This is a genomic window from Streptomyces sp. SCSIO ZS0520, assembly GCF_025643355.1.
GTDB classification, from domain to species: Bacteria; Actinomycetota; Actinomycetes; order Streptomycetales; family Streptomycetaceae; genus Streptomyces; species Streptomyces physcomitrii.
In genome coordinates this window covers 12,671-26,367 of the sequence record NZ_CP092644.1, presented here as the reverse complement: position 1 = coordinate 26,367, position 13,697 = coordinate 12,671, and the positions used below count along the sequence as shown (strand labels likewise).

Here is a 13,697-nt window from a genome sequence, read left to right as displayed (position 1 = left end):
ACACCCCCTAAGGAGAGCAAGATGCCGGCCGAAGCCACCGTCGCGTCGACCCCGACGGACCTGGCCCCCGACAAGGCGGCAGGCACCGCCCGCCCCTGGACCCTGGCCCTGGCCTGCGTGGCGATGTTCATGCTCATGCTGGACGTCACCGTCGTCAACGTCGCCCTGCAGGACCTGCGCACCTCCCTGGACGCCGGCTTCGCCGGTCTCCAGTGGGTCATCGACTCCTACACCCTCACCCTGGCCGCCTTCCTTTTGACCGGCGGTTCGCTGGCGGACCGGCTGGGCCGCAAGCGCGTCTTCCTGGCCGGTCTCGTCCTGTTCACGCTCTCCTCGCTGGCCGCGGGCCTGGCCCAGGACGTCCTGACCCTCAACATCGCCCGCGGTGTCCAGGGCGCCGGCGCGGCGCTGCTGTTCTCCGTGGGGCCGGCGCTGATCGGCCACGAGTTCCGCGGCGCCGACCGCGGCAAGGCCTTCGGCCTCTTCGGCGCCATCGCGGGTCTGGCCCTGGCGCTGGGCCCCCTGGTCGGCGGTCTGCTCACCGACAGCCTCAGCTGGCGCTGGATCTTCCTGGTCAACGTGCCCATCGGTGTCCTCGCCCTGGTCGCCGGGCTGCTGCGCCTGCGGGAGTCCCGCGAGCCCTCCGCGCACCGCGTCGACTGGGCGGGCATGACCGCCTTCGGCCTCGGTCTCGCCCTGATCGTCCTGGGCTTTCTGCGCGGTGAGGCCGACGGCTGGACCAGCGCCCCGATCCTGGCCGCCTTCGCCGCGGGCCTCATCCTGCTGGCCGCGTTCGTCCTGGTCGAAAAGCGCCTGGGGGAGCGGGCCATGTTCGACCTGACGCTGCTGCGCAACCCCACCTTCACCGCCGTCTGCTGCGCCACCCTGCTGTCGAACGCGACCAGCCTGGCCGCGGTGTTCCTGCAGATCTCCTACGTGCAAAACGTCCTGGGCTACTCGCCCTGGGACACCGGACTGCGCTTCATGCCGATGATGATCACTCTCTTCGTCGTCTCCGCGATCACCGGCGGCCTCCTCGCCAAGGTCTCACCGGGCCTGCTCATCGGCCTGTCCATCGGCCTGATCGCCCTCGGCATGGGCCTGATGGTCCTGGTCGACGCGGACAGCTCCTGGACCGCGATGCTCCCGAGCATGATCGTCACCGGTGTCGGCATGGGCCTGTTCAACCCGCCGCGCGCCGCGGTCACCATCGGTGTGGTCCGCCCGGAGAAGGCCGGTATGGCCTCGGGCATGGGGGAGACCTTTCAGCAGGTCGGTGTCGCCGTCGGGGTCGCCGCCTTCGGCGCCCTCTTCCACCACAAGGCCGTCGACGCCTTCACCGCCACCGACGCGGGCGGGGCGCTGGGCGCCGGCGCCCACGAGGTCGGCCGGTCCGTCGCCACCGGCGGCACCTCCGCCCTCGGCGACACGGTCGCCCCCGGGCGCCTGGAAGCGGTCACCGAGGCCGCCCGCACCGCCTTCGTCGACTCCCTGTCCGACGTCATGGTGCTGTGCGCCCTGTTCGCCGCCGTCGGCGCCGCCATCGCCTTCGTCGGGATCCGCCGCCGCGACCTCCACGAAAGCGCCCAGGCCCCCGACCCCGCCAACTGACCCCTCGTACGCGCCGAGAAGGAGGGAGCCCGACCGTGCAGCACCCCGTGCACGCGGCCACCCCCGGCACACCCGGCCGCCCCCCGGCCGGGCACCCGCCGCACGGGGGCACCCGATGACCGCACCCCACCACCCCACACCCGCCCCCGCCGCCGCACCCGGGGCGGGCTCGGGCGCGGGCGCGGGGGTGGGGGTGGTCCGGCGGCCCCTGACCCACGGCGCCCTCACCCTCCCGCGCCCCAACCCCGGCGCCGCCGTCCGCCTCTTCTGCTTCCACCACGCCGGCGGCTCCCACCTGCTGTACCGGGGCTGGGAGGCGCACTTCCCCGCCGACTGGGAACTGTGCCTCCTGGACGCCCCCGGCCGCGGCAGCCTCCTGGGCGAGCCGCCCCTGGACAGCGGCGCCCGCCTCGTCGACTTCTTCCACACCCAGCTCACCGCCTGGACCGACCGGCCCTACGCCCTGTTCGGCCACAGCATGGGCGCCCTGATCGCCTACGAACTCACCCGCCGCCTCGTGCGGGAGGGCCGCCGCCCGCCCCTGTGGACCGGACTGTCCTCCTGCGGCGCCCCCACCCCCCGCAGCCCACGCACCCCGGGCCGCCACGAGTTCACCGACCCCCAACTGCGCGACTGGCTGCGCACCCTGGGCGCCACCCCCGACGAAGTCCTCGACGACCCCTGGCTCTGGCAGACGTTCGCGCCCGTCTTCCGCAGCGACTTCGCCCTCGTCGACACCTGGCACACCGCCCCCGAGACCGCGCCGCTGCCCGTTGCCCTGTCCGCCTTCGGCGGCACCGAGGACACCCTCGTCCCCCGCGCCCGCCTGGCCGCCTGGGCCCGGCACACCCGGCGCCTGCACGGCCCGCACATGTACAGCGGCGGCCACTTCTACCTCCGCCGCCACCACCGCTCACTGGCCCGCCGCATCACCGAGGCCGTCACCGCCGCCCGCCCAACTCCCGCTGGCAGCACGCCTGCTGACGTAGCATCACCAAGTTGACCACCCGCCCCCGCACACCCCGCCCGCACCCCAAGGCAGGAACCACCCGCATGAAATTCCTCGCGTTCTCCGGCAGCCTGCGAAAGGCCTCCCTCAACACCGCGGTGGTGCGCACCGCCCAGCGGCTGTGCCCGCCCGGGACCGCCCTGGAGGTCTACGACCGCCTCGGGCTGCTGCCCTACTTCAACCAGGACGTCGAAAGCGTCCAGCCCCCCGCCGAGGTCCTCGACTTCCGCGCCCGCCTGGCGGCCGCCGACGCCGTCCTCATCTCCAGCCCCGAATACGCCCACGGCACCTCCGGCGTCCTCAAGAACGCCCTCGAATGGGTCGTCGGCGGCGGCGAACTCGTCGACAAACCCACCGCCGTGGTCACCGCCTCCCCCTCCATGACCGGCGGCGACCGCGCCCAGGCCTGGGTCAAGGAGACCCTGGAGGTCATGGGCGCGCGCGTCCTGCCCGAGTCGCTGCCCATCGCGCTGGCCACCGTCAAGATCCGCGACGGCCAGGTCACCGACGAGTCCACCCTCGGCGACCTGCGCGAGGTCATCGAAGCCCTCGCCCGCGCGGTCAAGGAACAGCAGCAGGCCTGACCCTCCCCGCCCCTCTCCTCGACCAAGGCCCGCCACCACCATGACGACCGTCACCCCACGCGAGGCCCGGCGCTGCTACAACGCCCACCACCCCGTCCACGCCGCCTACTACTTCGCCCCCGAACACGACGCGCACTACGCCCGACTGGGCCTGGCCCCCGGCCCCATGGCCTACCTCGCCGGCCGGGCTGCACCCCTGGGCCCCTGCACCCCGGGCGTGGTCAGCGCCGCCTTCTACACCTTCCACCCCGCACTCGTCGCCCGCCTGCTGCCCCAGGCCTGGCGGGCCGCGTCCCCCGAGCGCATCCTGCGCACCCGGCTGGACATCGTGGACGCCTGCCTCACCCGCCTCCTGGGCCCGCAGGCCGTGCGCTCCGCGGAGATGGCCGAAGCCGCCGAACTGGCCCTCGCCGCCGCCGAGGCCTGCGCGCACCCGGGCCGCCCGCTGGCCACCGCCAACGCCGACCTGCCCACCCCCGCCCCCGCGCACCTGGCCCTGTGGCACGCCACCACCCTGCTGCGCGAACACCGGGGAGCCGGCCACATCAGCGCCCTGATGTCGGCCGAACTCGACGGCCTCGAAGCCCTGGTCACCCACACCGCGACCGGCACCAGCTGGCGCCCCGCCTTCCTGCAGCGCACCCGCGGCTGGTCCGTCCAGGAGTGGGCCGACGCCCGCGCCCGCCTGTGCGAAAAGGGGCTGCTGGGAGCCGACGGCGACCTCACCGACCGGGGTACCGAACTGCGCCGCGCCCTCGAGGCGGACACCGACCGCCTGGACGCCGCCCCCTACCGGCACCTCGGCCCCGCCAGGACCGCCCGGCTCACCGAACTGGCCACCGCCTTCACCAAGGTGGTCCTGGCCGGCGGCGGCATGCCCCTGCGCGACATCGGCCGCACCTGACCCCTACCCGCCCCACTCCTTACTCCTGCGCGGGGCGGGCCGCCGGACCGCACGCCCCTGCTCCACCGTCCCCTGCTCCACCGTCCCTTGCTTTGCCGGCCCGCCTGCTGTGCGGTGTCCCTCCTTCGTATGGTTCCCCGCGCCGCGGCGGGCCGCAGCGGACGGCGGGCGGGGCCGGGCCGATACGCTCCGGCAGGTAAGCGTCGCAATCAGCAAGGGAGTTGCCGGTGCCGGCAGCGGTGGTGGTAGGAGCAGGGCCGGGGATCGGCAGGTCCGTGGCCGAACGGTTCGCGCGTGAGGGGCTGTCCGTCGCGGTGATCGCCCGCCGCGAGGAGACGGTGCGGCAGGTGGCGGCGGACATCGGCCGGGCGGGCCGCAAGGTGCTGGCGCTGACCGCCGACAGCACCGACGAGGACGCGCTGCGCTCCGCCCTGGACCGGGCCGAGAGCGAACTCGGCCCGCCCGACGCGGTCGTCTACAACGCCGCCCTGATCCGCCCCGACGTCCCCGGCGAGTACGGTTCGCGGCATCAGCTGGACGCCTGGGCCGTCAACGTGGTCGGCGCGTTGAGCACCGCCGCGCACGTGGCGCCGGGCATGGCCGCCCGCGGACACGGCTCGCTGCTGATCACCGGCGGCATGCCCCGCCCCGACCCCGCCTACTTCAGCCTCACCCTCGGCAAATACGGCGTACGCACCCTGGTGGAACTCCTGGACGCCCACTACGGGCCCGCGGGTGTCCACGTCGCCTCGGTGACCGTGCCCGGCCGGGTCGCCCCCGGCACCGCCTGCGACCCGGACGACATCGCCGAGCACTACTGGCGCCTGCACACCCAGCCCGAGGACAGCTGGCAACACGAGATCGTCCACGGCACCTGACACCCGCGGCACCCCAAGCCCTGCGCCCAAGCCCCCGCGCCCGGGCCCCGCGCCGGGTCCCCGCCGTGGGGGATCCCGCTCCCGCGAGAGAGTCCGCTTCCGCGGGGGAGTCCGGCGCGGGCGGGGCGGCCGTCCCCCGCAGGGCGGCCGGTCCGCGCAGCGCCTCTTCCCGCCCTTCGTCGCGGGCGCCTGTATCCCGCAAGTGCCGTGCTCCTCGGCCAACTTCACCCCCGCCGCGCCGCCCCCGCCCGAGCGGTCCGCTGCCGGGCGGGAGCCCTTCCCGTGCCCTCTTGCAGGGCAAACCGCGAAGAGGCCCGGGACCGGCAGGCCGCCGCACCTCTCACATCCGGCCACCGGGGCGGGGAGCGGCGGAATAACCGTGCGGGCCGCCGCCGCTGGCGAGGGCATGACTGAGCCGATCATCGATCCCGTCCGAGGCGAGGCCCACGGAAGGGCGCCCGTACCGCTGTCCCTTCTCGACCTGGTCAGCGTGGGGGAGGGATACACGGCCCGGGACGCCCTGGAGGCCTCCCGGCGCCTGGCCGAACTGGCCGATACGCGGGGATTCTTACGTTACTGGGTGGCCGAGCACCACTCCATGCCGGGCATCTCCAGCAGCAGCCCTTCCGTGATCCTCGCGCATCTGGCGGCCCACACGAGCAGACTGCGGCTGGGCTCGGGCGGCGTGATGCTGCCCAACCACGCCCCGCTGGTGGTCGCCGAGCAGTTCGGCACCCTGGAGGCGCTCGCGCCCGGACGTATCGACCTGGGCCTGGGACGGGCCCCCGGTACCGACGGGGCCACCGCGGCGGCCCTGCGCCGGGGCCGCGGCGGGCAGGGCGGCGCCGAGGACTTCCCGGCCGAGGTGGGCGAACTGCTGCACTTCCTGCGCGACGACTTCCCCGAGCGGCACCCTTACGGGGGCATCCACGCGGTGCCCGGTCCCGTGCAGGGGGTTGTGGGGCAGCCGCAGGTGTGGCTGCTGGGTTCGTCGGGGTTCTCCGCCCGTCTCGCCGGGCAGTTGGGGCTGCCGTTCGCCTTCGCGCATCACTTCGCCGCCCGCAACACTCTTCCCGCGCTGGAGGAGTACCGCCGCCACTTCCGTCCCTCACCGGCTCTGGCGGAGCCGTATGTCGTCCTGGGTGTCTTCGCCTTCGCCGGTCGCAGCACCGAGGAGGCGTACCGGCAGGCCCTGACCGGGGCGCTGGCGACGGTGCGGCTGCGCAGCGGCCGTCCGGGGCTGGTTCCGGCCCCGGAGGTCGCGGCTGCGCACGATTTCACCGAGCAGGAGAAGGCGGTCCTCGGCGACTGGCTCGACAACGCGCTGTACGGGACGGCGGACGAGGTCACGGCGGGTCTGGACGCCCTGCAAAAGCGCACCGGCGCGGACGAGTTGATGCTGGCGATGAACTCGCACACCCCCGAATTCCGTGTGCGTTCCTATGAGTTGATCGCGGATGCCTACGCCCTGCCGACCGCCCCCGCCCCCGCGGACGGGGACGGGGAGCGTGAGGTGCGGGAGGGCAGCCCGCTCTGAGGCGTTGCGGGACGCCGTCGCCGCGAGACGGCCGACGGCGTCCCGCGCCTTCCCGAAACGACACGGCCCGTCCCTGCACGGCCGGGGCCGGGGGTGTCCGTCGGTCAGGGTGTGGCGGGTTCCACGGAGACCTGCCAGCCGCTGTCGGTGAGGCGTCTGCGTACGTGCGGGGCGGCGAGCGGGGCGGTGGCCAGGCGGGCGGACAGGCGGGAGGAGGTCTGCGACCAGCGCAGGCGGATGGAATCCGTGCCGATGCCGGATTCCCGGGCGGCGCTGACCAGCCGGTCCACTTCCCCCAGCCGGTCCGCGAGGGGGATCGACAGTGTCACCTGCCCCGAGGTGTTCTCGGGTTCGTGTACGGACTCCCAGCCGGTGCGGCCCTGGGAGAGCAGTGCGCCGATCGCCTCGCGGGCGTCGTCGGTGCCGGGGCCGTGGACCTCCAGTTCCTGCAGGGCGCGGGCGAGCGCCTCCAGGTCCTTCGCCAGTTCGCCGAGGACCTCCGCGATGGCCGGTGCGTTCGAGGCGACGATGTCGGTCCACAGGGCCCGGTCGCCGCCGGCGATCCGGATGACGTCCCGCAGTCCCTGCCCGGCCAGCGCGAGCGACTCGCGGGGCGCGCCCGTGAGCCGGGCCGCCATCAGGACGGCCACCAGGTGGGGTGCGTGCGAGACCAGGGCCACCGCCCGGTCGTGGGCCCGCGGTTCCATCACCACCGGGACGGCCCCGCACAACGACACGGTGGCCAGGACCCTGTTGAGCGCGGCGCGTGAGGTCTCGGTGCCCGGGGTGAGCACCCATGCCCGCCCCTCGAACAGATCGGCGCTGGCGGCCAGCGGCCCCGAGCACTGGCTGCCGGCCATGGGGTGCCCTCCCACGTAACTGGGCCGGTGCGGTGCACTGCGCGCGACGGCCTGTGCCGTGGCGGACTTCACGCTCGCCACGTCCGTGTAGGCCTGCGCCAGTCCTTGGTGCTGCTGTTCCGCGAGGACCTGGGCGATACGGGCCGGCGGTACGGCCAGGACGGCCAGGTCGACCGGCTCCTGGGGGCGGCCGCAGATGCCGGCCCCGCGTGCGGCGGCGACCCGGGCCGCCGATTCGTCGGCGTCCATCACATGCACCCGCACCCCGCGGCGGCTCAGCGCGAGGCCTACCGAGGTGCCGATGAGTCCGGTTCCCACCACTGCCGCAGTACGGATCACAGGGGTCCCCCCTTCCTCCGTGCCCTGCTCACCTGGTGTGAGCGGGCGGTTGTCAGGACCAGCGCAGTGTGGCCGCAAACGGTCGGCCGGTATCGCCCAGGCGCGCACCGCGTGTACCGGATCCGCGCATCTCGTGCGTACGCAAACGCGACAGTGCGCGTGCGCGGGGACGGCACTGCGCCCGGGCCCGCTCTCCTAGCGTGCTTTTCACCGAGAGCCGAGGGGCAGCCCGCACCGCGTGGTGCCGGCTGCCCGATGCCAGAGGAGGAGCCGTGGAACTCGATCTGCGTACGGTGATGCGGCACTTCGCCACCGGCGTCGGTGTGGTGAGCACCTGGGCGCCCGATCCGGGGGCGCCCGGCGGGCGGCGCCATGACGCCATCACCGTCAACTCGCTGATCCCGGTGTCCTTCGCGCCTCCGCTGGTGGCGCTGTTCCTGCGCCACGGATCGGTCTTCCTGGACGATCTGCTGGCATCGCGCCGCTGGGGGCTGTCCATCCTGGCCGCGGGCGGGCAGGACACCGCCCAGCTGCTCGCCCGCCCGCGGCCCAGCAGGCAGGAGGTCCTCACCGCCCTGCCCGCGGCGCCGGGGGAGCACACCGGGGCCCTGCTCTTCGAGGGCCCGGGCTGGATGGAGTGCGCGCTCGCCGACTCCTTCACCGTCGGCGACCACCTGATGGTGGTCGGCACCGTCCTTGCCACCGGGGTACGCGCCCGGCAGGACCCGCTGGTCTTCCTGCACGGCTCCATGACCTCCGCCGGCGCCGCGCGCGGCCCGCAGACCACCACCGCTTCGTGACGTCCCCTCACGTCCGCCCCACCGCCTGTTCAGGGAGGCCCTCCATGCCCGAGCTGTCCGCTGCCGCCGGCGGCCTTGACGCACTCGTCCCGCCCGGATCCGCCGCGCAGGGCGAGGCGTTGGAGGCGGCGCGCCGCCTTCTGGGCCCGCAGCGGGTGCGCCTTGCCGCCGACGCGCAGGACCCGGGCCTGCTGCTGGGGCCCAACGCGAGTCTTTTCCGCTCCCGGCGGGTGGCCGCCGTGCTGCGGCCGGCCACCGCCGAGCAGGTGCCGGCTCTGGTGGAGCTCTTCTCGCGCAGCACCGAGTCCGGCAGCCTCCATGTGATCAGCACCGGCCGCAACTGGGGCCTGGGTTCCCGGGAACCGGCACAGGACGATGTGGTGGTCCTGGATCTGGGCGATCTCGACCAGGTGCGGGAGCTGGACGTGGACGCGGGCTGGGCCGTCGTGGAGCCCGGGGTCACCCAGGGGCATCTGTCCCGGCTGTTGGCGCACACGCCGCGGATGGCCAATGTCACCGTCTCGGCCGCCGCCACCAGCATCGTGGGCAACGCGCTCGACCGCGGAGTCGCCCTGCGCGGCCAGCGCACCGAGGACCTGGTGGGCCTGGAGGTGGTGCTGCCCGGCGGGGAGTGCGTCAGGGTGGGCTGGTGGCCCTCCGGCGACCGCACGGCGCCGGTGTATCCGCACGGTCTGGGCCCCTCGACGCTGCCGCTGTTCGTGCAGTCGAACCTCGCGGTGGTCACCGCCGCCGCGATCCGGCTGCCCGCCCGGCCCGAGGCGCTGCGGGTGGTCCGTTTGAGCTTTCCGCCCGCGGTCCTCGCCGAGGCGACCGACGCCGTACGCCGCCTGGTCGCCCAGGGGCTGACCCGGGGCGTCCCGCGGATCTTCGACGCGGCGGCCGGCCGCGCCTACGGCGGCGCCGAAGGCGAGTACCTGGTGCATCTGCCCGTCGACGGCACCGCCGAGTCGGTGGAGGCGCTCACGAAGATCCTGACGGCGGAGGCGCACCGCGCCCAGGTGTTCACCGCGGTCTGCGACAGCGACGCCACCGACGCGGCCGCTGCCCACCACGAGGTGGCCCGGCTCGTGGAGCGCGGCTACGCCGGGGATCCCGACCTGGCGGACACCGTCTTTCGTACCAAGATGGGGGTGAGCGCGGACAAGGTCGACTCCGAGGCGGGCTTCGCGTTCTTCCTGCCGCTGATCCCCTTCAGCGGCAAGGCCGTCGCCAAGGCGAGCGGGCTGCTCAAAGACGTGGTCGACGCCACCGGGGTGCGCCTGTCCGCGACGCTGCATCTGCTCAGCGGCGACCTCATCGACTGCGTGGTGGCGATGAAGTTCCCCCGCCACGGCGAGGCCGCCGCCCGTGCCCACCGCGCACTGGACCTCCTCCACCGTTCCTTCGCCGAGGCCGGGTTCCCGCCCTACCGGCTGGACATCGACCACGCCGACCGGCGCGATGCCACCGCCTGCGATCCGGGAGCCGTCGCCCTGACCCGGCGACTGAAGGCCGTACTCGACCCCAACGGCGCCCTCGCGCCGGGGCGTTACCGCTAGGGGGCGCCGTCACCGTCCCGCACGGCGCCCGCGGCGCCCGGCACGCCCTCTCGCCCACCGGACAAAGGCCCGAGCAGCTTCCGCTACGAGAGCCCCGCCCGGCGCTTCCCCGAGCTCTTCGAGCAGGGGGGGGACCCCGGCGAGCACGCGCCGAACACCGCGGACCCCACACAGGACGGGGAGGACACCCCCCCCAGACCGCCACCGCACACGAGCAGGACGGGAACTTGCCGATGGTCACCTCAGACACCACCCTTGCCCACCACACCGCCGCCCCGCCGACCACGGCGGACGGACTCCTGCGCAGAGCCGAGGACCTCGTCGCGGTCCTGCGCGCCGCCTCCGACGACATCGAACAGGCCCGCCGCCTGCCCACCGCGGTGGTCGACCAGATGCGCGCGGCGGGCATCTTCCGCATGGGCGTACCGGCCGAGCGGGGCGGCCCCGGCCTCGACTCCGTCCAGCAGACGCAGGTGGTGGAGATCCTCGCCCGCGGGGACGCCTCCGCCGCCTGGTGCGCCATGATCGGCATGGACACCCCGCTGTACGCGCAGTTCCTGCCCGAGTCCGTGGCCCGCCAGGAGCTGAGCGATCCGGACACGGTCACCGCCGGGCTGATCCTGCCGCTGGGCCGGGCCGAGCGGGTGCCCGGCGGCTACCGGGTCACCGGGCGCTGGCAGTTCGGCAGCGGCATCACGCACGCCGACTGGGTGGTGGCGGGCTGCCTGGTCCACCGCGACGGGGAGCCCGAGCCCGGCCCGCCGGGAGCCCCGGGCAACTGGCGCATCATGATCGCGCGCCGCGGCGAGTTCGAGGTCCTCGACACCTGGCACACCACCGGCCTCGCCGGCAGCGGCAGCAACGACTACCGGGCCCAGGACCTGTTCGTGCCCGAGGAGCATTCGTTCAGCCTGGGCGCCCCCCGTGTCAAGGGTCCCCATGCGACACCGGAGGCGATCTTGCGGAACATGCCCGGTGTGCCGCTGGGTGTGGCCCGGGCCGCCCTGGACCACGTACGCGAGAGGGCCGCCGGCCGTATCGACCGTACGACCGGTACGCCCTGGCCGGAGACCTACCGGGTGCAGATGGCCGTCGCGGAGTGCGAGATGGAGCTGGGCGCGGCCCGGCATTCCGTCTACGGCAGTCTGCGCCGCCAGGCCCGCCTGCTCCAGGCGGGCGCCGAGCTGAGTCCCGATGAGCGGGTGGACACCGTCCTGGCGCGGGTCAACTCCTTTCGGGTGGCACGCTCGGTGGTCACCCGCCTGTACGACCTGATGGCGACCACGGCCGTCTACCGCCCCTCGCCCCTGGACCGCTGGCTGCGCGATCTGACCACGATGCGCCAGCATGTGATCGCCCAGGACCAGATCCTGCAGTCCGCGGGCGCCTTCCTGCTCGGCGGCACCCCCCACAACCCGTTCAGCCTGGGGATCGTGGCGTGAACGGCACCGATCCCGCAGGAGAGCGCGCGGGTGCGGGGTCGGAGGGTCTCGCGGTCCTTCACGGCCCCGCGCTGGGCGCCCTGCCCGTCGACACCCTGCCCCAGGCGCTGCGACGCGCCGCCCGCACCCCGCACGGCATGGTCCTCCTGGACGCCGAGGGCAGGCCTGCCGCCCGCTCCTACGCCGAGCTCCACGAGGACGCCTTGCGGGCGCTGGCCGCGCTGGACGCCGCCGGAGTGCCCCCCGGCGCCCGCGTCGTCCTGCAAACCGGGCGCAGTGCCGACCTGCTCACCGCGTTCTGGGCGTGCGTGCTGGGCGGCATGGTCCCCCTGCCGGTGCCTCACGACGGCGGCCGGGCCGCCCTTGTGGAGGCCGCCGACGCGGTGGGGCGGGGGTGGCTGCTGGGCGACACCGTCCACGAACCGCCGCCGTCGTTGCACCGGCTCGGCCCGGTGACCCTCCTGCCCGGGCGGGCGCGGCCGGTGACCGTGTCCGCGGACCGGCTCGCGCTGCTCTCCCTGACCTCGGGCAGCGGGGGCCGGCCCAAGGCCGTCGCGCTGACCCACCGCCAGGTCCTCAGCCGCGCGCACGCCACCGCCCTGGCCCGCGGCCTCGACGGCGCCACCCGGAGCCTGAACTGGATGCCGCTGCACCACATCAGCGGCATCGTCATGTTCCACGTACGGGATGTGTTCCTGGGCTGCCACCAGGTGCACGCCGACACCGCCTGGGTACGCGCCGACCCGCTGCGCTGGCTGGACGTGGCCGAGGCCGAGCGCATCGACACCACCTGGGCGCCCAACCACGCCTTCTCGCTGGTCGTCGAGGCCCTGGAGCAGCAGGGGGCGGGCCGCTCGTGGGATCTGAGCCGTCTGCGCTATCTCATGAACGGCGGCCAGGCGGTCAAGGACCGCACCGCCCGCCGCTTCTTGGCGGCCCTCGCCCCGCACGGTCTGCCGCCCGCCTGCGTGCATCCCGGCTGGGGCATGCCGGAGACCGCCTCCGGCGTCGTCGACAGCGTGTTCACCTGCGGTGAGGGGCCGCCGCGCCGCCATGTGCCGGTGGGCGTGCCGCATCCGGGGGTGTCCGTGCGGGTCGTCGACGAGGACGAGCGCCCGCTTGCGGCGGGCACGGTGGGCCGCCTCCAGGTCCGGGGGGCGCCGGTGGCCGACACCTACGTCCAGGGCGGCGGTTTGCTGCCCGTGCCCCGGAGCGGGGACGGCTGGCTGGTCACCGACGACCTGGCCTTCGTCGCGGGCGGCGAGCTGACCGTGACCGGCCGCGCCGACGGCCTCATCGAGGTGAACGGCGCCTGCTTCCACGGCCACGAGATCGAGGAGGCCGTCGAGGAACTGCCCTGGGTGCGGCCGTCGTTCACCGTCGCCTGCGCGGGAGCCGACGGCCCCGGCGACGGATCGGTGGCGGTCTTCTTCTGCCCCCGCCCCGGAGTGCCGCCGCGCCGAGCCGAGGCGGCGGTGCGCGAGCAGGTCGGGCTGCGCTTCGGCGCCGCGCACGTCCACGCCGAGGCGCTGGCGGAGCACGAGCTGCCCCGCACGGCCACCGGCAAGCTCCGCCGGTCGGTACTGACCGCCCGGCTCGTCACGGCCCGCGAGCGCGGGCACCGCGAACGAAAGGCCTGAGGTGTCCCTCGACCTGAGCGCGACGATGCGTACCTTCGCCACCGGCATCTGCGTCGTGACCACCTTCGAAGAAGAACAGGAAGGCGGCCGGCGTGATGACGCCGTCGCCGTCAGCTCCTTCGTCTCCGTGTCCCTGCAACCCCCGCTGGTGTCCCTGGCGCTGCGCCGCGACAGCGACATCCTCCCCACCCTGCTCGCCACCGGCGTATGGGCGGTGTCGATCCTGGACGTGGCCGGCGTCGACCTCGCCGAGGCCCTGGACGGCGACCGGCAGGACCGCGCCCGCGCCCTGTCGACCTGCACCGCCTCGCCCGGCCCCCTGACCGGGGCGCTGGTCCTGGACGCCCCGGGATGGCTGGAGTGCACCCTGCACGACCACCACGACACCGGCGACCACACCGTCGTCATCGGCGAGGTCCTCGCCACCGGCGGCCGGCGCCGGCGGCCCCCGGTGGTCCGCGTCAACGGCGCCCTGCTGGCCCTGTCCGAAGCATGAACCCCCCGCCCGCGCGGCCGCATATCCGCACCCCGCAG

The 13,697-nt window shown here is 74.4% G+C and carries 12 protein-coding genes; 11 read left to right on the top strand and 1 reads right to left on the bottom strand.

Going from position 1 to position 13,697, the window contains the following annotated elements; translation table 11 throughout:
* Positions 1 to 21 precede the first annotated feature (21 nt).
* The 6 genes from MID12_RS00105 (at position 22) to MID12_RS00080 (ending at position 6,523) form a co-directional block, all read left to right on the top strand.
* Positions 22 to 1,611 (top strand): MFS transporter, encoded by a 1,590-nt coding sequence (locus MID12_RS00105; RefSeq protein ID WP_263163943.1) that lies wholly within the window; start codon positions 22 to 24, stop codon positions 1,609 to 1,611.
* Positions 1,612 to 1,726: 115 nt separating this feature from the next.
* Positions 1,727 to 2,614 (top strand): thioesterase II family protein, encoded by an 888-nt coding sequence (locus MID12_RS00100; protein ID WP_263163940.1) that lies wholly within the window; start codon positions 1,727 to 1,729, stop codon positions 2,612 to 2,614.
* A 50-nt stretch (positions 2,615 to 2,664) separates the two neighbouring features.
* Positions 2,665 to 3,204 (top strand): NADPH-dependent FMN reductase, encoded by a 540-nt coding sequence (locus MID12_RS00095; protein WP_263163937.1) that lies wholly within the window; start codon positions 2,665 to 2,667, stop codon positions 3,202 to 3,204.
* Between the two features lie 40 nt (positions 3,205 to 3,244).
* Complete coding sequence (locus MID12_RS00090; RefSeq protein WP_263163935.1) at positions 3,245 to 4,108, top strand: SCO6745 family protein; 864 nt, start codon at positions 3,245 to 3,247, stop codon at positions 4,106 to 4,108.
* 275 nt (positions 4,109 to 4,383) lie between these two features.
* A complete protein-coding gene (locus MID12_RS00085) occupies positions 4,384 to 4,986 on the top strand; it encodes an SDR family NAD(P)-dependent oxidoreductase (RefSeq protein WP_397916254.1) in 603 nt (200 codons plus the stop codon).
* A gap of 406 nt (positions 4,987 to 5,392) precedes the next feature.
* Positions 5,393 to 6,523 carry an LLM class flavin-dependent oxidoreductase gene (locus tag MID12_RS00080; protein ID WP_263163932.1) on the top strand — a complete coding sequence of 377 codons (1,131 nt, stop codon included), beginning with the start codon at positions 5,393 to 5,395 and terminating at the stop codon, positions 6,521 to 6,523.
* A 104-nt stretch (positions 6,524 to 6,627) separates the two neighbouring features.
* Here MID12_RS00080 and MID12_RS00075 read toward each other — a convergent pair whose 3' ends face one another.
* Complete coding sequence (locus MID12_RS00075) at positions 6,628 to 7,722, bottom strand: prephenate dehydrogenase (RefSeq protein ID WP_263163929.1); 1,095 nt, start codon at positions 7,720 to 7,722, stop codon at positions 6,628 to 6,630.
* Positions 7,723 to 7,994: 272 nt separating this feature from the next.
* On the opposite strand from MID12_RS00075, the gene MID12_RS00070 reads away from it, so the two are divergent.
* The 5 genes from MID12_RS00070 (at position 7,995) to MID12_RS00050 (ending at position 13,659) form a co-directional block, all read left to right on the top strand.
* On the top strand, positions 7,995 to 8,522 hold the full coding sequence (locus MID12_RS00070) for a flavin reductase family protein (RefSeq protein ID WP_107071249.1): 528 nt from the start codon (positions 7,995 to 7,997) through the stop codon (positions 8,520 to 8,522).
* 44 nt (positions 8,523 to 8,566) lie between these two features.
* Positions 8,567 to 10,081: an FAD-binding oxidoreductase gene (locus MID12_RS00065; RefSeq protein WP_063778592.1), complete on the top strand. Its 1,515-nt coding sequence runs from the start codon at positions 8,567 to 8,569 to the stop codon at positions 10,079 to 10,081.
* 233 nt (positions 10,082 to 10,314) lie between these two features.
* Entirely contained in the window at positions 10,315 to 11,523 is a 1,209-nt protein-coding gene (locus MID12_RS00060; RefSeq protein ID WP_040245934.1) for an acyl-CoA dehydrogenase family protein, read from the top strand.
* The gene (locus tag MID12_RS00055; RefSeq protein WP_263163922.1) at positions 11,520 to 13,163 is read left to right on the top strand and encodes an AMP-binding protein; all 1,644 of its coding nucleotides are present in this window, start codon (positions 11,520 to 11,522) and stop codon (positions 13,161 to 13,163) included. Before MID12_RS00060 ends, MID12_RS00055 begins: the two co-directional genes overlap by 4 nt.
* 1 nt (position 13,164) lies before the next feature.
* Positions 13,165 to 13,659 (top strand): flavin reductase family protein, encoded by a 495-nt coding sequence (locus MID12_RS00050; RefSeq protein WP_263163919.1) that lies wholly within the window; start codon positions 13,165 to 13,167, stop codon positions 13,657 to 13,659.
* The last annotated feature ends 38 nt before the right edge of the window (positions 13,660 to 13,697 follow it).

Coding starts and splice junctions, on each gene's coding strand:
- MID12_RS00080 (WP_263163932.1), top strand. CDS start 5,393: ATGACTGAGCCGATCATCGATCCCGTCCGAGGCGAGGCCCACGGAAGG.
- MID12_RS00060 (WP_040245934.1), top strand. CDS start 10,315: ATGGTCACCTCAGACACCACCCTTGCCCACCACACCGCCGCCCCGCCG.
- MID12_RS00095 (WP_263163937.1), top strand. CDS start 2,665: ATGAAATTCCTCGCGTTCTCCGGCAGCCTGCGAAAGGCCTCCCTCAAC.
- MID12_RS00090 (WP_263163935.1), top strand. CDS start 3,245: ATGACGACCGTCACCCCACGCGAGGCCCGGCGCTGCTACAACGCCCAC.
- MID12_RS00100 (WP_263163940.1), top strand. CDS start 1,727: ATGACCGCACCCCACCACCCCACACCCGCCCCCGCCGCCGCACCCGGG.
- MID12_RS00065 (WP_063778592.1), top strand. CDS start 8,567: ATGCCCGAGCTGTCCGCTGCCGCCGGCGGCCTTGACGCACTCGTCCCG.
- MID12_RS00105 (WP_263163943.1), top strand. CDS start 22: ATGCCGGCCGAAGCCACCGTCGCGTCGACCCCGACGGACCTGGCCCCC.